The 20,238-nt window shown below is 46.2% G+C and carries 17 protein-coding genes; 12 read left to right on the top strand and 5 right to left on the bottom strand.

Annotated elements, in window-relative coordinates:
- Positions 1 to 58: 58 nt before the first annotated feature.
- From NFR99_RS08730 to malQ, 4 genes are all read right to left on the bottom strand, one after another.
- Positions 59 to 1,498: a sensor histidine kinase gene (locus NFR99_RS08730; RefSeq protein WP_120484653.1), complete on the bottom strand. Its 1,440-nt coding sequence runs from the start codon at positions 1,496 to 1,498 to the stop codon at positions 59 to 61.
- Entirely contained in the window at positions 1,491 to 2,183 is a 693-nt protein-coding gene (locus tag NFR99_RS08725; protein WP_251353435.1) for a response regulator transcription factor, read from the bottom strand. Before NFR99_RS08725 ends, NFR99_RS08730 begins: the two co-directional genes overlap by 8 nt.
- Positions 2,184 to 2,315: 132 nt before the next feature.
- Positions 2,316 to 3,053 (bottom strand): lysophospholipid acyltransferase family protein, encoded by a 738-nt coding sequence (locus NFR99_RS08720; protein WP_120484655.1) that lies wholly within the window; start codon positions 3,051 to 3,053, stop codon positions 2,316 to 2,318.
- A 91-nt stretch (positions 3,054 to 3,144) separates the two neighbouring features.
- Positions 3,145 to 4,659 carry a 4-alpha-glucanotransferase gene (gene malQ / locus NFR99_RS08715; RefSeq protein WP_251353434.1) on the bottom strand — a complete coding sequence of 505 codons (1,515 nt, stop codon included), beginning with the start codon at positions 4,657 to 4,659 and terminating at the stop codon, positions 3,145 to 3,147.
- Positions 4,660 to 4,954: 295 nt separating this feature from the next.
- Here malQ and NFR99_RS08710 point away from each other — a divergent pair, with 295 nt between their 5' ends.
- The 12 genes from NFR99_RS08710 to NFR99_RS08655 all read left to right on the top strand — a co-directional run bounded on the left by NFR99_RS08710 (position 4,955) and on the right by NFR99_RS08655 (position 18,246).
- Positions 4,955 to 5,875 (top strand): DUF5688 family protein, encoded by a 921-nt coding sequence (locus NFR99_RS08710; RefSeq protein WP_135975418.1) that lies wholly within the window; start codon positions 4,955 to 4,957, stop codon positions 5,873 to 5,875.
- A gap of 80 nt (positions 5,876 to 5,955) precedes the next feature.
- Positions 5,956 to 7,326: a TrpB-like pyridoxal phosphate-dependent enzyme gene (locus tag NFR99_RS08705; protein ID WP_120484658.1), complete on the top strand. Its 1,371-nt coding sequence runs from the start codon at positions 5,956 to 5,958 to the stop codon at positions 7,324 to 7,326.
- A gap of 8 nt (positions 7,327 to 7,334) precedes the next feature.
- Positions 7,335 to 9,734 (top strand): InlB B-repeat-containing protein, encoded by a 2,400-nt coding sequence (locus tag NFR99_RS08700; protein ID WP_251353433.1) that lies wholly within the window; start codon positions 7,335 to 7,337, stop codon positions 9,732 to 9,734.
- A 351-nt stretch (positions 9,735 to 10,085) separates the two neighbouring features.
- Complete coding sequence (gene mreB / locus NFR99_RS08695; protein WP_120484661.1) at positions 10,086 to 11,084, top strand: rod shape-determining protein; 999 nt, start codon at positions 10,086 to 10,088, stop codon at positions 11,082 to 11,084.
- A 90-nt stretch (positions 11,085 to 11,174) separates the two neighbouring features.
- Positions 11,175 to 13,385: an SF1B family DNA helicase RecD2 gene (gene recD2 / locus NFR99_RS08690; RefSeq protein WP_135975414.1), complete on the top strand. Its 2,211-nt coding sequence runs from the start codon at positions 11,175 to 11,177 to the stop codon at positions 13,383 to 13,385.
- Between the two features lie 49 nt (positions 13,386 to 13,434).
- Positions 13,435 to 14,154, top strand: coding sequence for a ComF family protein (locus NFR99_RS08685; protein ID WP_135975412.1), 720 nt, complete (start codon positions 13,435 to 13,437; stop codon positions 14,152 to 14,154).
- The gene (locus NFR99_RS08680) at positions 14,155 to 14,622 is read left to right on the top strand and encodes a hypothetical protein (RefSeq protein ID WP_120484664.1); all 468 of its coding nucleotides are present in this window, start codon (positions 14,155 to 14,157) and stop codon (positions 14,620 to 14,622) included.
- Complete coding sequence (locus NFR99_RS08675) at positions 14,600 to 15,529, top strand: hypothetical protein (RefSeq protein WP_120484665.1); 930 nt, start codon at positions 14,600 to 14,602, stop codon at positions 15,527 to 15,529. The genes NFR99_RS08680 and NFR99_RS08675 overlap by 23 nt, the downstream gene beginning before the upstream one ends.
- Positions 15,516 to 16,403, top strand: a complete 888-nt coding sequence (gene cdaA, locus NFR99_RS08670; protein ID WP_243126712.1) for a diadenylate cyclase CdaA — start codon at positions 15,516 to 15,518, stop codon at positions 16,401 to 16,403. The genes NFR99_RS08675 and cdaA overlap by 14 nt, the downstream gene beginning before the upstream one ends.
- The gene (locus tag NFR99_RS08665) at positions 16,381 to 17,736 is read left to right on the top strand and encodes a CdaR family protein (RefSeq protein WP_251353432.1); all 1,356 of its coding nucleotides are present in this window, start codon (positions 16,381 to 16,383) and stop codon (positions 17,734 to 17,736) included. Before cdaA ends, NFR99_RS08665 begins: the two co-directional genes overlap by 23 nt.
- Before the next feature lie 37 nt (positions 17,737 to 17,773).
- Complete coding sequence (locus NFR99_RS08660; protein WP_120484667.1) at positions 17,774 to 18,037, top strand: HPr family phosphocarrier protein; 264 nt, start codon at positions 17,774 to 17,776, stop codon at positions 18,035 to 18,037.
- A gap of 17 nt (positions 18,038 to 18,054) precedes the next feature.
- Entirely contained in the window at positions 18,055 to 18,246 is a 192-nt protein-coding gene (locus NFR99_RS08655) for a DNA-directed RNA polymerase subunit M (protein WP_120484668.1), read from the top strand.
- A 136-nt stretch (positions 18,247 to 18,382) separates the two neighbouring features.
- Here NFR99_RS08655 and NFR99_RS08650 read toward each other — a convergent pair whose 3' ends face one another.
- On the bottom strand, positions 18,383 to 20,071 hold the full coding sequence (locus tag NFR99_RS08650) for a L,D-transpeptidase family protein (RefSeq protein WP_168354747.1): 1,689 nt from the start codon (positions 20,069 to 20,071) through the stop codon (positions 18,383 to 18,385).
- Between the last annotated feature and the right edge of the window lie 167 nt (positions 20,072 to 20,238).

Here is a 20,238-nt window from a genome sequence, read left to right as displayed (position 1 = left end):
ACAATTTTGTAATATACAGGATGAATGTGATAGAAATATGGTTCCGTGCTGTTTTGGGCTATGCTTTGGGCAGGCGGAACCAGAATTCCACGCCTTTGCGGCAGTTAAATACGCCGCAGGTGCCTTTATGAAGATTAATGATATCTTTTACAATATACAGCCCAAGGCCGATTTCATTTGGTTTTGCGCTGTTTTTTTCGTCCTTGTTTTTTCCCTGGTAGAAGCTTTTCCAGATGCGGGACTGCTCTTCCTTTGGAATAGCTTCCCCTTCGTTGTACACAGAGCAGTAGATGCTCTCCTCATCCTGGCGCAGAGTAAGGATAATCTGGCTTTGAGGGAGGGTGTGCCGATAAGCATTCATAATATAGTTATTGATTGCCTGTTCAAGCTGAGAGGCGTCAAAAACGGCATAGCAATCCTCTTGAATCAGTGTTTTAAAAGCGATTTTGGAGGTGCGCATCCAGATTTCATATTTTGGCACCAGTGTTTCCAATAGAAGGGAGACATTATCGCGGGCCATCAGCGTACTGGGGAGCGCTTCCTCAATTAAGGCGCTGTGAAGTACGTTGCTGATTAATCCGCTCATTTTCTCGATTTCTTCCATAATGGAGGAAAAGTAATAGTCCTTTTTGGAATTGTCATATTCATATTGCAGCATTTCTACCTGGCTGGAGATAATCGCCAGCGGGGTTTTCAGCTCATGGGTAACCTTGCGGACGATTTCCTTCCTCATATCCTCAAGTTCAGCCATATTCTGGTTTTGGCGCAGGAGCAGATAATTATAATTGTTCAAATCACTCATATCTTTCTGGATTTTGTCGGCCATATGGTTAATATTGCGCGCCAGATGTTTCAGTTCGTAGGTAGGGATCGATTCAGATGCCCGCACGGAAAAGTCATTCTCGCTCATTTTCTCAGCCACTGTGCTGATATTCTGAATAGGCTTTACGATTTTTGAGCAGATAATCCAGGCAAACCCGCTGCCTGCCACGATAGTCAGGATGAGTACGTCTGCCAGAAAGTTGTTCATGTACCGGATACTGCGGCGAAGCCCGGTAGTATATTCATAAATGTAGATATAATATACCTGATGATCCTGCCGGATTAAACCGTACAGAGCAATTGGCCTTCGGGAAACATCGTCATAGTACACGGCGCGTGCATCTTCTGTAAACCGCTCTTTTGCGGGTTTCATGGTATCGGCAATCAAATTGTCAGGGGTTCCCAGCTTTGAAGAATAAATCTGGTTAAAGCTTTCATCACAGATGATGATGGAAAAGCTTTCTGCCTCCAGGGAGTTAATGGAGGGATCGTCATCATAGGAAATCTGCCTCAGGTTAAGTTTCTGAAGATTGCTGAAAGCAGCGTCCATCAGTGTCTGCTTTTTTCCGATATAATAGTCTGTGGCAAACAGAAAATAGAACATGGACGAGCCGCCCAGCACAAGAATGAGGAGGAGGCAGATGGAAATTACAGCCTGGATTCGCAATTTATTCATGGCTTGTCACCTCAAAACGGTAGCCTATGCCATAGATAGATTGAATATAGGGATATTGTTCTGTCATTTTGCGGCGGAGCTGTTTTACTACGGTATCTACGGTGCGGATGCCTCCGTCATAATCAAAGCCCCATACGGCATCAAGGATAGACTCCCTGGAAAGTACCACGTTTTCATTTTGGATAAAATGCAGGAGCAGATCAAACTCTTTTGGCGTGGTATTTAAAAGTTCCCCGTTTATGTAAGCTTTGCGAAACTCCGGTTCGATGCGCAGGGCGCCGCGCAGGATTTCGTCAGATGAGGCAATATTTGCCCGCTTCAGAAGCGCTTCGATATGCGCTTTCAGGACACGCAGAAGGAAGGGCTTGGTGATGTAATTGTCAGCTCCGTTTTCGAGCCCCATGAGCTGATCTTCTTCTGATTCCCGGGCAGTCAGCATAATGATAGGAACCTCAGAGTATTCACGGATTGATTTAAGCACGTCATAACCGTCTACAGAAGGCAGCATTCCATCCAGAAGAATCAAATCAATTTTGTGGTTGTTTGAAAAGTAAGTGTCCAGGGCTTCCTGTCCATCCTGTGCGCTTAAAGTGTCATAGCCGTTAGCGTGTAAGAAGTCCTCCAGCGTGCGCCGCAGTTTCGGGTCATCTTCAACAATAAAAATCCGCTTGTTTGTATTGTCCATGTTCTCTCTACTCCCTTGTTTGTATTGTCCGGAAAGCCTAAATAACTATTAAGATTTTAAAATAGAAATATGATAAAAGTATGTTTAAATTAAAACCAGACTCGTTCGGAGTCTGGTTCCTGGAAATAAAAATTATAGCATATTCTGCTGGGAATCAAGCATATCCTGGATAATTTTTTGGGTATAAGCGCCCAAAAATTTCCGGTTTTCTTTATCCAGTTCTTTGATATAAATCGGCTTTCCGTATTCTAAAATCACGTTTGCAGGCTTTATCCGGGGAAAATGATTTTCCAGGATATCGGCAGTGTTTGTCAGGGCTATGGGAATAATAGGGCATCCGCTTTTTTCAGCCATTTTAAAACTGCCCTCTTTGAACGGGAGCATTGGCGCGTCAGGCTCTTTGTTTCTGGTGCCTTCCGGGAAAATGCACATGGAAATTCCGTTTTTCATCTGCTCTATGCCTGCGAGTATCGTCTTCATTCCCTCACGGATATCTGTTCTGTTCAGGAACAGACAGTAAAGCCGTTTCATCCATATGGAAAGTAAAGGGACTTTTGCCATGCTGTCCTTTGAAACATATCCGGTCAGCCCGGGGCAGCGGGAATAGGTCAGCACGGTATCAAAAAGGCTTCTGTGGTTTGCAATATAGAGAACAGCCGTGTCCCTGGGAATATTTTCTTCACCGAGGACGGTAACTTTACTTCCGGTAATCCGCATAACCAGTTTGAATACAAATTGGATAATACGGAGCGAAGAAATATCCCGGGCGTGGGGAGATATCTTTCCGATCACCCATTCTGCAAACAGGACAGGAATAGATAGAATCAAAAAGCATACAACCAAGATTAAAATTAAAAATAATCGAATCATAAAAGCACTCTTTTCTAAAGGTTTATGCTCCGCAGAGCGGAGCATAGTTTACGAGATGTGTATACCGAACGGTCTGTAAAGAACAGGCATATCAACGCCCGAAAAGCTTTGTGGTCTGCAAAAGCCAGGAAGCGCGTTCCGGAGTAAGTTCTTTTGCTTCGTAACGGAACCCCCAATTGTCAGAGGGCATACCGGGCGTATTCATACGGGTTTCGCTTCCCATCTCAAGTAAATCCTGGATAGGAAAAATCGCGTATTTTGCTATGCTCCCCAGACAAAAACGGATGAAGTCAAGGCTGATCCGCCCTCCGTCTGTGTTTCCGTATCTTCGGATTTTGTCACGGCATTCCTCAGAAATGGTGCGGTACCATCCGGTGGTGGTGTCGTTGTCATGGGTTCCGGTGTAGCAGATACAGTTGGTAGTTGTAAAGTTGTGGGGCAGATAGCTGCCATCTTCCAGGCACTCGAACCCAAACTGTAGAATACGCATTCCGGGGAAATGGAACATGTCGCGCAGCCATTCAACTTCAGGAGTAATGACGCCTAAATCCTCTGCAAAAATAGGAAGCTCGTCACCCAGTTCCTTCTGAATGGCCAGAAACAGCGCTTCGTTCGGGCCTTTGACCCATTTACCGTTTACTGCAGTTTCTTCGCCGGCAGGTACGGCCCAGTAAGCTTCAAAGCCCCGGAAATGGTCGATGCGCAAATAGTCCGTCAGTCCAATCTGATGCTTTACGCGTGCGATCCACCAGGCATAATCCTGCTTTTTGTGTGCTTTCCAGTCATACAGGGGATTTCCCCAGAGCTGTCCGGTAGCGCTGAAATAGTCAGGGGGTACGCCTGCCACACAGGAGGGATGCCCTTTGGTGTCCAGCTGGAATAAATCTTTGTGTGCCCATACGTCTACGCTGTCCAGCGATACAAAGATGGGGATATCGCCGACAATTTCTATGCCGTGCCTGTTTGCATATTCTTTCAGGGCATTCCATTGACGGAAGAACAGGAACTGGAGAAATTTATAATATTTTATATCATCAGCCAGCTGTGTTTCCCATTTTTTTCGTGATTTTTCATCCGGATTTTTCAGATCATCCTCCCAGTCCAGCCAGCAGCGGCCTTCGTGGGCGTCTTTACCGGCCATAAACAGCGCGTAATCGTCCAGCCAGAATTTCTGGAGAAGGCAAAAATCCTCAAATTCTTCCAGGAGCAGTTTATCTGGAGTGTGAACAAATCTTTCATAAGCCTTGTGGAACAGTTTTGTTTTAAATTCCAAAACAGCTCCGTAGTCTGTTTTCTGGGCGTCCCAGACAGGCATGCCGCAGAAATCTTCATCGGTGAGAAGGTTCAGTTCCTTCATATTTTCCGGGCTGATAATGAGCGGCTGTCCGGCAAATGCCGAAAATCCCTGATAGGGCGAATCACCAAAGCCGGTAGGTCCTAAAGGAAGTACCTGCCACAAACTCTGGCCCGATTTCTCCAGGAAATCAATAAAATCATAAGCACCCTGGCCCATATCGCCGATGCCGTACGGAGACGGAAAAGAGGTGGGATGCGCCAAAATGCCGGAAAAACGAGAACGTTTTATAGAGTTTTCTACAGTACTCATAATGCGTGAATCCTTTCATCTGTCATTTTCCTGCCAAAAGCGCAGAGATATGCGGCTTTTGGCAGGTGTTTCACATGCTCATTATTGTATCATATTGAGAAGGCAAAGTCCATTTATAATTCAAGCTCCGTGCGTGTATTTCTTTTCAAAAATGTCACTTGACATGGAAATGGGATTGATATATAATGAGATGCATAAAAAGTCATTAAGGAATGTTCTGGTTTTTCAAGTGCGTTCGCACCAAAATTCCAAATGAGATGCATGTTGTTAATATTTACGAAAGGAAGGGACTTATTTGAAGTACGAAGAATTTATTTGTCAAGTACAGGCAAGGCTGGCAGAAAAACTGGGGGATGAGGTGCGCGCAGAGCGGCGCCTTATTGTAAAAAACAACGGAGTGGCCCTGGAGGGTATTACTATTATGGAAGAAGGGAAAAAGATTTCCCCCGTGATTTATTTAAAGGATTACTATGTGGTATATCAAAAGGGCGTGACGCTGGAAGAGGTTACGGAAGACATTCTGAAAGTATATGAAAAAAGCAGGGTAAGCGCTTCGGCGGATTCTGATTTTTATAAAGATTTTGAAAAGGTAGCGCCTCGGGTGGCATGCAAATTGGTGAATTATAATAGAAATGAAGAACTGCTGCAGAGAATTCCCCACATTTGCTGTCTGGATTTGGCGCTTGTATTTTATTATGCGCTTGAGGATGAGGAGATCGGGAGCGGGACGATTCTCATATTTAACAGCCACTTAGACATGTGGGGGATCACGCGGGAACGGCTTTATGAAATAGCCAGACGGAATACCCCCAGGATTTACCCGCATGAGTTCAGGGAGATGAGGGAAATTTTAGAGGAGAGTTTTGGGGAGATGGGGCAGATAGCGGAGGATAAAGAGGAGCTTCCAATGTATGTTCTGTCGAATGCGGCGCATTCGTTTGGGGCGGTATATATTCTTTATGATAGTGTGCTTGCCGGAATTGCTGAAGAATTAGAGGATGATTTCTATATTCTCCCCAGCAGTGTCCATGAATGCATTATTGTGCCTTTAAATGTGCAGGCAGCCCGGGAGGAGCTGGAAGATATGGTGTTTGAGATAAACAGGACACAGGTGCTTCCAGAGGATGTGCTTTCAGATCAGGTATATCTTTACGAGAGGGAATGCCACCGGCTGAGTGCAGGCAGCCCGGGCGGGCGAAAAACCGTTGACAATTAGGTTCTCCCCCCATAAAATAGTGTGTAAGCAGGCGGGAAGAAATTTCATTTTGCCTGAAAAGCATAAAGGAGAACAGAAGGATGAGTGAGAAGAAAATCCCTTATAAAATTTATTTAGAAGAAAATGAGATGCCGAAGCAGTGGTATAATGTGCGGGCGGATATGAAGAATAAACCGGCGCCTCTTTTGAATCCGGAAACCCATGAGCCAATGAAAGCAGAAGAACTGGAAACAGTATTTTGCAAAGAGCTGGTAAAGCAGGAGCTGGATGATGACAGCCGTTATATCGATATTCCGGAAAAAATCCTGGGTTTTTATAAAATGTACCGTCCGGCGCCCCTGGTGCGCGCATATTGCCTGGAGGAGAAGCTGCAGACGCCGGCGAAGATATACTACAAATTTGAGGGAAATAACACCAGCGGAAGCCATAAACTGAATTCGGCAATTGCACAGGCATATTATGCAAAGGAGCAGGGGCTGAAAGGCGTGACAACAGAGACGGGGGCGGGACAGTGGGGAACCGCACTGTCTATGGCATGTGCATATCTGGATTTGGACTGCAAGGTGTATATGGTAAAGTGTTCTTATGAGCAGAAGCCTTTCCGCAGGGAAGTGATGCGCACATATGGGGCGTCGGTTACGCCGTCTCCTTCTGAAATGACAGAAGTAGGGCGCCAAATCCTGGCCGCTCATCCGGGAACTACCGGGAGTCTTGGATGTGCTATTTCAGAGGCTGTGGAAGCAGCTACTCATATGGAAGGCTACCGCTATGTGCTGGGGAGTGTGCTGAACCAGGTTCTTCTTCACCAGTCAATTATCGGCGTGGAGGCGAAACTTGCGTTGGATAAGTATGGGGTTAAGCCTGACATTATTATCGGGTGTGCAGGAGGAGGGTCCAATCTGGGCGGCCTGATTTCGCCTTTTATGGGAGAAAAGCTGCGGGGTGAGGCGGATTACCGGTTTATTGCCGTAGAGCCTGCATCGTGCCCGAGTATGACAAGAGGTGTGTTTGCTTATGATTTCTGCGACACAGGAATGGTGTGCCCGCTGTCTAAGATGTATACGCTCGGAAGCGGATTTATTCCGTCTTCAAATCATGCGGGGGGACTGCGGTATCACGGAATGAATTCTGTCCTTTCACAGTTATATCATGACGGGTATATGGAGGCGCGCTCAGTGGAGCAGACGTCTGTATTTGAGGCAGCGGAACAGTTTGCCAGAGTGGAAGGCATCCTGCCGGCGCCGGAGAGCAGTCATGCCATCCGTGCAGCGATTGATGAAGCGCTCAAATGCAAAGAAACAGGGGAAGAAAAGACGATTCTTTTTGGGCTTACAGGAACAGGATACTTTGATATGGTTGCCTATGAAAAGTTCCATAACGGTGAGATGGGAGACTATATTCCAACAGATGAAGAATTACAGGCCGGATTTGCCGGACTTCCAAAATGGTGAGGGAAAATATGAAAAAGTGGAAAAGAGCAGGATGGATGGGCGCAGTGCTGACGGTATTATTTTCAGCGGCATATATAACAGTCAGCGCTGCCGGGACACAGGAAAAAGAAATTGTTTATACATCTATGAGTAAATCGTTGATGGATACTTCAGGGGATGGGACGAAAGACAACCCATATAACCGCTTTGAGGATGCACTGGCGAATGTGGCAGACGGAGGAAAGATTTATATACTGGCATCCAATAATGCAGTTGTAAATTCCCAGGGCAATGATATGCCTCTGGTGATTGATAAGGAAGTGGTGATTGAGCCGGAACCGGGAGCTGAGCGAGCCAAACTGTACAGCAGGGCGGCAGGCATTGTGCTGGGAGCAGATGTTACATTTCGCAATATTAAACTTGCGGCTGCTGATCCTTACCATGCCCAGATTTTTGCTAATGGGTATCGGCTTTCCCTGATTGATGTATCCAGGGAAGCGGGACACAGGCTTCTTGATGTGGCGGCGGGCAGTTTGTATAATACGGCAGGAGTGCGGCTGGGACCTGAGCCGGGGGATTTTGGAGAAGTGCTTATTCAGGGTAAGCAAAGCGAGTTCGGAAATGTATATGCGGGGAGCATCAATGGAAGATTTGACAGTAATGTGTCCATCACCGTTCAGGATATAAGCAGCACGAAGCTGGGGGATTTATACGGCTGCGGCGCGCATGAAGCAGTATTTGACCGGGATAACTGGTTTGACTTTACAGAACCGCCGTCCCCCGAAGCAGATGCAGCCGCCTATCCGGTGACAGGAAATGTGGCTTTCAGCCTTGATAGGGTATTTGTTAACAAAGTAGATGGCACCGGAGCAGAGGGAAGCGTCGGAGTTACCTTCAGTACAAAGTATATGGAAGACAATCTGATGCTTTTAAACATAACGGCGTTGACAGTAAAAGAAGGAACCCTGAAGCCACAGGCATTGACTGCCGCGTATGCAGGAAAGGTAAACATGGCGGTTGAAGAAGGGGGTACGTTGGATTTATCAACGGCAGGAAATATAAAAGCCCATGACTTTATCGGCGGCGGAAAACTGGTGTTGGATAAGAACGGCGTGTTAAAAATTGAAGGAAACGTGTCAGGGAGAACAGTATTTGAAACGAGCGGGGGAGGAAACGGGTATTCTGGAATTGCTTTAGAGAACCATACCTATATTGAAGCGCCAGCTCAGGTACGCGGAACATTTTCTTTTGTTCCTTATCCGACGCAGAGCGGTTTCCGGCTGCTCCGTCAGGAAGATGGCAGCTGGAAAACGGTAAAAGATGCAGAGACTCCAACAGGGATTACGATTGGATATTTCTCGGATGATGAAAGAAAGGGAGACGTGAGCATAATATGGGATACTTTTGACCCGGAAACAGAAAGCCCGGCAGGGGCGACCGCATTGGCAAACCCGGGATATCATTTTGTGAGATGGGTGGATATTGAAGACAATGAGGTAAGTACGCAGGAGCATTTTATTCCCCAGCCGATTAACGGGGTGTATGGCGAGCAGTATTATGCATGTTTTGAAAGCAATACGTATACAGTAGGTTTTCTGGCGAATGGAGGCAGCGGGAATCCTATGCCAGAGCAGCAGTTTGTATACGGGGAGCCTGCCGGACTTTCTGCAAACGTTTATACAAGGACAGGATACATTTTCCGGGGATGGAGTACAAACACGGACGGCATAGGAAGGATATTTTCCGATGAAGAAAGCGTGCAGAACCTGACGACTGAGCAGAATGGCCGGGTTTTGCTGTATGCACAGTGGGAAAAAGAACAGGGTTCTACAGAAACAGACGAAAGCGAAACAAATACAGAAGGAACGGAAACCGAACCGGAAACACAGGATTCAGAAACGACAGAGCCGCAGGAGACTGAGACACAGGAGACTGAAACGAAAGAGCCGGAAACGGAGACACAGGAGACTGAAACGAAAGAGCCGGAAACGGAGACGAAAGATTCAGAAACCCAAGAGCCGGAAACAAAGGAAACGGAAACAAAGGAGCCTGAGAGAGAAGAGCCGGAGACAAAAGAATCCGAGACAAATAAAATTGAGCCGGGTACAAAGGCTCCGGGGGAAACAGGAAGAAATCCTGTTACGCCGGTAAAGGTTTCGCTTGCAAAGCCTAAGATTAAGATACAGAAGAAAAGAAAATACGTTATCATAAAATACAAAAAGGTGAAAGGCGCGGACGGATATGAAATTTACCGTTCTGTGAAAAAGAAAAAGGGATACCGCAAGATTGCCGATACGAAAAAGCTTATCTGGAAAAATACCCGGCTGCCGAAAAAAACACTATATTATAAAGTGCGGGCCTATAAAAAGGTAAAAGGAAAGAAAGTCAGGTCTGCGTATAGCGCGGTAAGAACTGTCAGGATAAAATAAGGAGTTTTGGTTTATTTTTATAATATTGTAAGAAAAAGAATAAGAAGCCTTCCGGCTTCTTATTCTAAAGGAAAGAGAAAAATTAAAATATTTTGAGGGAGTACTTCGCAACTTGTGGGAGCTGCGAAGTGTGAGTTATGAAAATATATTAGCTCATTGCTAATATGGTTATAATATAAAACAAAAATGTGTAGAAACTATGTTTGAAACATAAAATAATTGTTAAAATAAGAAAAAAAGTGTTAGGAAAATCGAAAACAATTTTTCGGCTGAAAGAAAAGTTGAAAAAGCCCTTTTCAATTAAAGACGGGCTGTATATAATAATAGCGTCAGAGAGAAAGGAGTATTCATATGACTTCAACGGACATTGGAATTGACCTGGGAACTGCCAGTATTTTAGTATATGTCAAGGGGAAAGGAGTAGTCTTAAAAGAGCCTTCCGTCGTGGCATTTGACAGAGACACGAATAAAATTAAAGCGATTGGGGAAGAGGCCCGGCTGATGCTTGGGCGTACCCCGGGAAACGTTGTAGCTATCCGGCCGCTGCGTAAAGGCGTCATTTCTGATTACACAGTAACGGAGCAGATGCTAAAATATTTTATCCAAAAAGCCATCGGTCGTCTTTCTTTCCGAAAACCGAGAATTAGCGTATGTGTTCCAAGCAGCATAACAGAAGTGGAAAAGAAAGCTGTAGAAGACGCCACTTATCAGGCAGGCGCCAGAGAGGTATCTATCATTGAAGAGCCGCTGGCGGCAGCTATCGGCGCCGGGATTGATATTTCAAGACCGTGCGGAAACATGATTGTAGATATTGGCGGGGGAACCTGCGATGTAGCGGTAGTTTCTCTGGACGGTATCGTAGTGAGCACATCCATTAAGGTAGCGGGAGATGATTTTGACGATGCCATCATCCGTTATTTAAGGAAGAAGCATAATCTTCTGATTGGGGAAAGAACAGCAGAGGATATCAAGATTAGCATTGGGACAGCCATTGAGCGCCCGGAGCAGAAGGTTATGGAGGTCAGAGGACGTGACTTAGTCACGGGACTGCCCAAAACCGTGAAAGTCACATCTGAGGAAATTCGTGACGCTTTGAAAGAGGCAACGACCCAAATTGTAGAGGCAGTACACAGTGTGCTGGAGCGTACGCCGCCGGAACTGGCAGCGGACGTAGTGGACAGGGGAATCGTATTAACAGGCGGCGGCGCGCTTCTGAACGGCCTGGAAGAGCTGATTGAATCTAAGACGGGAATCAATACTATAACGGCAGAAGAACCAATGACTGCCGTAGCAGTGGGAACCGGAAAGTTCGTGGAACTGACGGCAGGAAATAAAAAGCTGGAAGATTGAAAAGCGCCGTGCAGGGAATGGAAGAAAAGGAGAGGGCTGTGGGAAAACAGCCTTTTTCTTTTGGAATCCGGGGATGCAGTAGGAGGATAAATGGAGAGGATACAGGGGTATGTGGATCATATCATTTACCGGAACAGCGAAAATGGTTATACGGTGCTGGCGCTGATCTGCGGGGAAGAGGAAATTACTTGCGTAGGCAGCCTGCATTATATAGGGAATGGAGAGGCTATAGAAGCGGAAGGGCAGTATAAGGAGCACAGCACATATGGCAGGCAGTTTCAGATTGTTTCTTATGAAATCAAAGAGCCGGAGGATGTGGTGTCTATTGAGAGGTATTTAGGCTCAGGGGCAATCAAAGGAATTGGCGCTTCGTTAGCGGCGCGGATTGTAAAGAAATTTAAGGCAGATACGTTCCGCATTATTGAGGAGGAACCGGAGAGGCTTGCAGAAATCAAGGGAATCAGTGAACGGAAAGCCAGAGAGATAGCAGAACAGGCAGAAGAGAAGCGGGATATGCGCAAAGCTATGATTTTCCTGCAGCAGTATGGCATTTCAAACAGCATGGGCGTAAAAATCTATAATACATATGGGCCGGAGCTGTACCGGATCGTTAAAGAAAATCCTTACCAGATGGCAGAGGATATCGGAGGGATTGGGTTCCGCATTGCCGATGAGATTGCGGGGAGGGTAGGTATTCATACGGATTCGGATTTCCGGATTCGTAGCGGGATTCTCTATGTGCTGCAACAGGCGTCTGGGGAAGGCCATATTTATCTTCCGCAGGAAATGCTTCAGGAGCGCACGGTGGTTCTTCTGGGGGTGAGCCGGGAGAGCGTGGAGAAGCATGTCATGGATTTGGCAGTGGACAGGAAGCTGATTGTTAAAGAGGATGGGGAAAGTATCTGCATTTATAGTACGGCGGCATATTATTTGGAGCTGAATGCGGCAAAGATGCTGCATGATTTAAATATTTCCTGTGAAATTTCAGAAACAGCAGTGCTTGCAAAAGTGGCTAAAATTGAGAAAGAAAGAGAGACAGAGCTGGACGAAATGCAAAGGCAGGCCGTGGCAGCGGCGGCAGGGCACGGCTTGCTTGTGATTACAGGAGGCCCGGGAACAGGAAAGACAACGACGATTAATGCACTGATAGATTATTTTGAATCCGAAGGGCTGGAATTGCGCCTTGCCGCCCCCACGGGCCGGGCGGCTAAGAGGATGACAGAAGCCACCGGTTATGAGGCGCAGACCATCCATCGGCTGCTTGAAGTCAGCGGGGGAACGGACGATGAAAGCCGGGGACAGTTTGGAAGAAATGCTGAAAATCCTCTGGAAGCTGACGTGATTATTATTGATGAAATGTCCATGGTAGATATTTATCTTGCCCACGCGCTTCTGATGGCAGTTCCGGTGGGCACCAGACTGATTATGGTAGGAGATGTGAACCAGCTTCCTTCCGTGGGACCGGGAAGCGTATTGAAAGATATCATTGATTCCGGTCAGTTTCCGGTGGTGCGTTTGACGAAGATTTTCCGTCAGGCGACGGAGAGCGACATTATTGTTAATGCCCATAAAATTAATAAGGGTGAGCATGTAGTAGCTGATAACAAAAGCCGGGATTTCTTTTTTCTGAAACGACAGGATGCCAATGTGATCATCAGCATTGTAATTACTCTGGTGCAGCAGAAAATGCCCAAATATGTCCATGCTTCCCAGAATGAAATCCAGGTGCTCACGCCTATGCGAAAAGGGCTTTTAGGTGTGGAACGGCTGAATACAATCCTTCAGGAATATCTGAATGCCCCATCTCAGGACAAGAGGGAGAAAGAGTATGGCGGCGGCCTTTTCCGCGAGGGGGATAAGGTTATGCAGATTAAAAATAATTATCAGATAGAGTGGGAAATACGTGGAAAGTATGGGATTGCAGTAGAAAAAGGGACAGGAATTTTTAACGGAGATATGGGAATTGTCCGTGAGATTAATACATATGCGGAAATGATGACGGTGGAGTTTGATGAGGGAAGGTTTGTCGACTATCCGTTTAAGCAGCTCGACGAGCTGGAATTGGCTTATGCCGTTACCATCCATAAATCCCAGGGGAGCGAATATCCGGCAGTGGTGATTCCGCTGCTTCCCGGACCAAGGATGCTGATGAACCGGAATCTGCTTTATACGGCAGTAACCAGGGCAAAATCCTGTGTGACACTAGTGGGAGATGAAGGGACATTTTATCAGATGATAGATAATACATTTGAACAGAAACGCTATACATCGCTTCAAAACCGCATTAAAGAATTGTCTTAGCAGAAACAGAGGGATTGCAGAATCGTATCGGGAGAGAGCAATCGGAATTATGAATCGGCAATTACAAAAAATGTTAGAAATTCTGTATCCGCGGCACTGTCCGGTGTGCCACGAAATCGTGAAAGCGCATGGCGCGTTGATCTGTCCGGGATGTAGAAAAAAACTTTTGCCCATCCGGGAGCCAATTTGCAAAAAATGTGGAAAACCCATAGCTGACCCGGCGCAGGAATATTGTGAGGACTGTCGGACGCGGCGGCATTTGTATACCCGGGGCAGGGCAGCGCTTTTATATACAGGTGAAATCAAAGAATCGGTATGCCGGATGAAGTTTCATAACAAAAGAGAATATATTGATTTTTACGGAGCCTATATGGCAGAAATTTTGGGAAAAAAGATTCTGGAATGGGGAGCGCAGGCTCTTATTCCGGTTCCGCTTCACCGTTCAAAGCTGAGGCGGCGGGGATTTAACCAGGCGGAGCTGCTGGCAAGGGAGATTGGCAGGGCGCTGGGAATTCCAGTGCGGCCGGATATCGTTCAGCGGGTTCGTAAGACAAAGCCTCAGAAAGAGCTGCTGTACAGGGAAAGACAAAATAATCTGAAAGGGGCTTTTAAAATAAGCCAATATGATGTAAAATTAAAGAAAATAGTTTTGGTAGACGATATTTACACGACAGGGAGCACGGTAGACGAGATTGCGGGAAGGCTTCTGGAACAAGGTGCCAAAGAGGTTTATTTCGTAAGCCTCTGCATCGGAAAGGATGACGGTTAAATGAGTGAAAAGCGAATCAGGATGATGACAAAACTGGCAGATTTTGAACAGAGAAACCGTAAGCTGCTGCAGAATGCGGGAGAGTACTACCGGGGGGATTTTATAGGCATCCGCCTTTTGAAAAACTTGTTCCGGATTACCGCAGCATACCTGCTGGGCGCGGCGCTTTGGGCAGTATACAATGAAGAAGCGATTATGAAAAAACTGAATACCATGGATATTCAGGGACTGGCGGCAGGATTGCTTATTGCTTACGGGATTGTTCTTATTTTGTTTTTAACATTGACTTACGTGATTTCGGCGGTAGAATATTATAAGGCGGAGAAAAAACAGCAGACCTATCGGAATATGCTGGAACGCCTGGTTTTGGAGTACGACCATGAAACCTCAGGCCGTGCGGGACGGGGGATGAAGAAAAGGAACGGAAAACAGGGAGGCACGTACCATGGAAACATTGTTGGACTTTAGGGAGAGCGTAAAAGATTTTTATGGGAAATATGACGCATATATAGTATCCGGATGGAAATTTCTGACGGCGCTTCTGTCCTTTTGGTTTATCAATGGGCGGCTGGGGTATTTTGAGAAGCTTAACAGTATATTCGTGGTGTTGATTCTGGCGCTTTTTTGTTCTTTTCTTCCAATTAACGGGATTGTCCTGGTGGGGGCATCGCTGATTTTGATACATCTTTATGGCTTGTCCCTTCCTGCATTCATCGTAGGAGGGGGAATCCTGGTAATTTTCCTGCTGGTATATTTTAGTGTGACTCCGCGGGAAGGGTATGCATTTGTACTGACGATGCTGGCTCTTGAACTTGGGATACCGTGTACGGTTCCTTTAGTATTCGGCTTGATTTCAACGCCTGCGGCCGCAGCAGCCATGTGCTTTGGGATAATTTCTTACTACATGCTGGGGTCTGTCGCAGGAGCGACGGAAGCCGCTGCATCAGGTAAGACTTCCCTGGCAGAGGAGTCGCAGGAATTGATTAAAAATATAAAAACTTTGCTTGAGAGTATTATAAAGGATGACAGGCTTGTATTGGCTCTGATTTCCATGGTAGCAGTACTGCTGGTCGTATATTTGATTCGAAGGATGGCAGTGAAATATTCCTGGACAATGGCAATCGTTATAGGAACGCTGACTTTTCTGCTTGTGGAACTGACAGGGTGTCTTGTATTTGACAGGATGGGCGAGGCTTTAGGTCTGCTTATCGGAACAGCTTTTGCAGTGCTGATTGCTTTCATTGTGAAATTTTTTGTGTTCCGGGTAGATTATTCTAAAGTGGTAAATGTACAGTTTGAAGACGGGGACTATTATTATTATGTAAAGGCAGTCCCGAAAGTTAAGAAAGGGCGTGAGGAACGTGGAGACAATTAAACAGTTCTTTTCAGAATATCTTCCATGGATGACGCTTCCGACGCTTTCTATCCGGATTACGGATGTGGTAGAAATTATCCTTTTGTCTATTTTAGTTTACAGGGTTATGCTCTGGATTCGTGAGACAAGAGCGTGGACGCTGCTGAAAGGGATTTTGGTATTGGGATTCTTTGTGGCGGTTGCGTATGCACTTCAAATGGATACGATTAAGTTTTTGGTAGCAAAGGGAACAGATTTGGCCTTGATGGCGGCGGTTATTATCTTTCAGCCGGAACTGCGGCGTGCGATGGAGCAGCTGGGAGAGAAGCGGGTGCTGCCGAATATTGTTCCGTTTGATTCGTCCAGGAATGTCAGTGAGCGTATGAGCGACAAGACAGTGAACGAACTGGTAAAGGCATCTGTGGAGATGGGAAAGGCAAAGACGGGGGCGTTAATCGTATTGGAACAAAATGTGAGCCTGACAGAGTATGAAAGGACAGGGATTTCCGTTGACGCGCATGTCACCAGCCAGCTTTTGATTAATATTTTTGAACATAATACGCCGCTTCATGACGGGGCGGTTCTGGTCAGGGAAAACCGGATTGTATCTGCAACCTGTTATCTTCCGTTATCTGATAACATGGTACTTAGCAAAGAACTGGGAACCAGGCATAGGGCGGGGATAGGAGTCAGCGAAGTCACGGATTCCCTGACGATTATTATATCGGAGGAAACGGGACAGATTTCTTATGCTTACCGCGGCGAGCTTTCCAGAGGAGTGAGCGGCGAGGAACTCAAAGCAAGGCTGGTAAGCTTCCAGAATAAGACAGTTGACATGAAAAAGTTCAGGCTTTGGAAAGGCAAGACGAAGAATGAAGAAAAAGATAGTGAGTAATTTCTGGCTTAAGATTATGGCGGTTCTGGTGTCATTTCTGATTTGGCTCATGGTAATAAACGGAGATGATCCGATTAAGACAGAGACATTCCGTAATGTGCCGATTACAATTAAGAATGCAGATGTTTTTATGGAAAAAGTGAAAAAAGTCTACCGGGCGCGGGAGGACAATCGGACAGGGCAGGAAACGGATTCGGTCACCGTATATGTAAAAGCGAGGCGTTCTATCCTGGAAAGGCTTTCCTCAGACAGTTTTACGGTTACGGCAGATTTTGAAAATATTGTAGGAGAGCTGAACACTATTCCGCTGGACATCAGCTGCACGACAGTGCCGACGCTTACCATGAAAGACATGTGGTGTGATCTGCACTCCCTTAAAGTGGAGCTGGAGGATGTGAAGGATGCGATGTTTGTGGTATCTACAAAAGCAGAAGGGGCGCCGGCGAATGGATATCAGGTAGGAGGACTGGAGCCGGTTGACGGAAATTCTGTCGCAATTGCAGGTCCGGAATCAGATATGAAAAAGATTGGAAAAGTGGAGGTTGCCGTTGAAGTGCGGGGGCTTACGAAGAGCAAGACGGTTACGGCGCCTATTACGATTTATGATAAAAATGAAACACAGTTTACTCCGAGCCAGATGGAACGTTTGACGATAAAAACCCAGGATGGAAAAGTGTTTGAAGAAGAGCAGATGAAAGTGCGCGCGGTAATTTGGAAGGTGAGACGGGGAATTGTACCCAGTATAGAGACGAGTGGAACGCCTGCAGAGGGATACCAGGTGGTGAAAGTCACTACAGCTCCGGAAACAATTGGGCTGGCTGCAAGCAAAGACGTTTTGGATCAGCTGGGATACCGTTTGACGATTTCCAATCAGGTTTCTGTAGAAGGGGCTTCAGAAACATTCAGCAAAGAGATTAATTTAAAAGAATACCTGGAGGAGAATTTTGGAAGCACCTTGATTCAGGAGAAGGATCTTTCAGATATTATTGTAGTTACCGTACAGATGGAGAAGATAGGCACGACGACAATCCGGGTTCCGGTATCGGATATTGCAGTGAGGGGACGGTCGGAGAATATGAGTTATAAACTAACGCCGGCAGATTATATTTCCCTGGAAATCCAGCCGCAGTCAGATCAGGAAGTCATTAAGCCAGAAGATGTTCAGGTTATTTTGGATTTGTCATCAAGTAAATACCAGACACCGGGAAATTATCAGGTGCCTTTGGAAGTCATTCTGCCGGAGGGATGTGTGTTATCTGCTCAGGCAAAAATTGCCGTTGATTTAGTAAAGACAGAGTCTGCCTCAGAACAGGCGGAAAAGCAGGGAGAATAGTCGGAGATAGACAGAAAGGACAGGGGGGAATTAGAAGATGGTAAAACAAAAGGTTGTTGTTAAAAATCTGACGGGGCTTCATCTGAGGCCTGCGGGGCTCTTATGTAAAGAAGCGATTAATTTTAAATGCTCTATCCACTTTCAGTTCCATGATACATATGCGAATGCAAAGAGCGTGCTGAGCGTGCTGAGCGCATGCGTGAAATGCGGGGATGAAGTGGAATTTACCTGTGAGGGTGAAGATGAAGAGGAGGCGCTTAAAACGATTATCGCGGCGATTGAAAACGGTCTGGGCGAGTAGATAAGAGGTGTTTGAAAATGATTTTAGTATACGTGTGTCCGGGGTGCCAGGCCGTGCGGATTGTTTCGCGCAGAAAAGAAGTGCCATGTACGGTGTGCGGGCAGAAGATGGAGCAGAGCGACTTGACATTCCTGGAGTGGTCAGATATGAATCCGGATGAGCGGCAGAGATACGGGGTTCGCTGGTGTGCGCAGCGGAGCTCAGGATGAATCCATAAATGGCTAACAAAGCATTCAAAATAAGGATAAGCAGATTTATACGAAAAAAAAGAACGTTTCCGGGTTTTATTCCTGAAAGCGTTCTTTTTTATTAAAGGGATCCTTCACAGCCTCTATTTGTATAAGTTTACTTAGAAGTAGAGTAGCTTGGGTAAGCGATAGGATCCGTAGGATCGTAATAATAAACAGGGTCTTCGTTCATTTTAAAATTAGCAGGTCTTCCTAATGGCCCGGGATAAGAAGCGTCATCGTATACGACTACGGTACTTCCTACAGGAACGGTATCGTACAACCACTTTGCATCTCCCATAGCCAGACGGATACATCCTTGTGAGGCTTGCTGTCCAAGCATGTTGAACTTGTAAGACGGTACGGCTGTTCGTTCCGTTGTAGGTGCAGGTATCGAGTGGAACAGGATGTCGTCTGTAATATGGGAACAGAAATATCCCCACGTAGGACCGTTCAGTTCATGTCTCCAAAGTTTATCACGGATAGAAAAGGTTCCAAGGGGCGTTGCATTGTCCATGCCGGTAGAGCAAAGGAATGCTTTTACAGGGATATTGCCCTTGTAAACGGTTATAACATTTGCTGCCCGGTTTACTTTTACAACCCAGCTTCCGGAGAGAGTCCGCTGGGTATAAATACCGCTGGAAGCAAATGTGTAAGTCTGTCCGCCGATTGTCTTTCTTCCGGTTGTCATGGCTCCCGTTTTTGGATTCATGTAATAAAAGTTTCCGTTGTGAACCAGCCATCCGGTTTTCATGGCGCCGGAGCTTTCGAAGAAATACCATTGACTTTTTATCTTTCTCCATCCGGTAGTCACTACTCCTTTGGAATCCATGTAATATCTGTGGCCGTTGCGGTTCTGCCACCCGGTCAGGAGTACGCCTCTGGTATTAAACAGGTAGCGCTTTCCGCCGATACGCTGGAATTCAATCAGGCGCGCGCCTTTGAGCGGGCCTGAAGGGGTTCCGTAGTATGTATTTTTCCCGACTTTAAACCACCCGGTCTTTACAGAGCCGGAAGGCGTGTAATAGTAATAGCGGCCGTCAATATTGACCCATCCGCTGCGTAGGGCGCCTGTTCGCTGATTAAAATAATACCGTTTGCCCTGGTAGGTCTGCCATCCGGTTTTGAGCCGTCCCTTGGAATCAGCATAATAGGTTTTGTCGCCTACCTGTTTCCATCCGGTGACAAGAGGACCTTTTGTAGTGGCAAAAAAGAGCTTTCCATTATATTTTATCTTACGGTTTTTCATCATCCTTCCGTTGGAGGTGTTGAAAAAATACCGCTTTCCATTGTACAACTGGATTCCGGTCTTTGCAGCGCCGGAAGCGGCCAGAAGATACGTATTCCCTTTTATTTTCTTAAGGCCGTTCGTCAGTTTTACACTTTTCGTATTGAAACAATAAATTTTACCGCCGATGCGGGCTGCAGTATTCGTGTGAAGCTTTGCCGAATCCCCGGCATAATAGTAATTTCCGTCTGCTTTTCCCCAAGAGTTCCTCAGCAGAGTGCCGTCCGGTTTAACGAAATATGCAGCTTTATTGTATCGCACATAACCTTGTCTCCCCGTTAATAAGGTGCCGCTTCCGTCAAAAAAATAGTAGTAGCCGTCAGAAAGCTGATGTACGCCGGTAATCTTTTTGCCGTCCTGCAGGTAGTAGGTATGGTCTTCGGACCATCCGTTTGTCTGCACCGGCGCAGCCGGTTCTGTCTCTGCCTCAGGAGTTCCTGTGGCCGAGGCTGCTATGGGTACAGCCAAGGTCAGGCTGAATGCCATACAGCACAGAGAAATCCATTTTTTGAAATTCATTTTATCCCCTCGCTTAATCATTAAAATGTGTACGTGTTCTCTTCTAATTTACTACAAATGCGGAGGGATTGCAAATTATTCAGTGAGGTTGTTTGTGTCAAGTGTTCGTTGGCACTTTTCTGATTTTCTTTATGAAACTAGTTTTACATAGCCTTTTTATCTCATGC

This window comes from Hominisplanchenecus murintestinalis (genome assembly GCF_943193015.1).
GTDB lineage: Bacteria > Bacillota > Clostridia > Lachnospirales > Lachnospiraceae > Hominisplanchenecus_A > Hominisplanchenecus_A murintestinalis.
The sequence above is the reverse complement of the archived record's forward strand: the minus strand, read 5'-3'. Positions and strand labels throughout refer to the sequence as shown.

What these genes read in the sequence shown, in the direction of transcription:
- NFR99_RS08725 (WP_251353435.1), bottom strand. Translation starts at nt 2,183, where the DNA reads ATGGACAATACAAACAAGCGGATTTTTATTGTTGAAGATGACCCGAAA.
- NFR99_RS08730 (WP_120484653.1), bottom strand. Translation starts at nt 1,498, where the DNA reads ATGAATAAATTGCGAATCCAGGCTGTAATTTCCATCTGCCTCCTCCTC.
- NFR99_RS08700 (WP_251353433.1), top strand. Translation starts at nt 7,335, where the DNA reads ATGAAAAAGTGGAAAAGAGCAGGATGGATGGGCGCAGTGCTGACGGTA.
- NFR99_RS08680 (WP_120484664.1), top strand. Translation starts at nt 14,155, where the DNA reads ATGAGTGAAAAGCGAATCAGGATGATGACAAAACTGGCAGATTTTGAA.
- NFR99_RS08650 (WP_168354747.1), bottom strand. Translation starts at nt 20,071, where the DNA reads ATGAATTTCAAAAAATGGATTTCTCTGTGCTGTATGGCATTCAGCCTG.
- NFR99_RS08675 (WP_120484665.1), top strand. Translation starts at nt 14,600, where the DNA reads ATGGAAACATTGTTGGACTTTAGGGAGAGCGTAAAAGATTTTTATGGG.
- NFR99_RS08655 (WP_120484668.1), top strand. Translation starts at nt 18,055, where the DNA reads ATGATTTTAGTATACGTGTGTCCGGGGTGCCAGGCCGTGCGGATTGTT.
- NFR99_RS08660 (WP_120484667.1), top strand. Translation starts at nt 17,774, where the DNA reads ATGGTAAAACAAAAGGTTGTTGTTAAAAATCTGACGGGGCTTCATCTG.
- NFR99_RS08665 (WP_251353432.1), top strand. Translation starts at nt 16,381, where the DNA reads ATGAAGAAAAAGATAGTGAGTAATTTCTGGCTTAAGATTATGGCGGTT.
- NFR99_RS08685 (WP_135975412.1), top strand. Translation starts at nt 13,435, where the DNA reads ATGAATCGGCAATTACAAAAAATGTTAGAAATTCTGTATCCGCGGCAC.
- mreB (WP_120484661.1), top strand. Translation starts at nt 10,086, where the DNA reads ATGACTTCAACGGACATTGGAATTGACCTGGGAACTGCCAGTATTTTA.
- malQ (WP_251353434.1), bottom strand. Translation starts at nt 4,659, where the DNA reads ATGAGTACTGTAGAAAACTCTATAAAACGTTCTCGTTTTTCCGGCATT.
- recD2 (WP_135975414.1), top strand. Translation starts at nt 11,175, where the DNA reads ATGGAGAGGATACAGGGGTATGTGGATCATATCATTTACCGGAACAGC.
- NFR99_RS08720 (WP_120484655.1), bottom strand. Translation starts at nt 3,053, where the DNA reads ATGATTCGATTATTTTTAATTTTAATCTTGGTTGTATGCTTTTTGATT.
- NFR99_RS08705 (WP_120484658.1), top strand. Translation starts at nt 5,956, where the DNA reads ATGAGTGAGAAGAAAATCCCTTATAAAATTTATTTAGAAGAAAATGAG.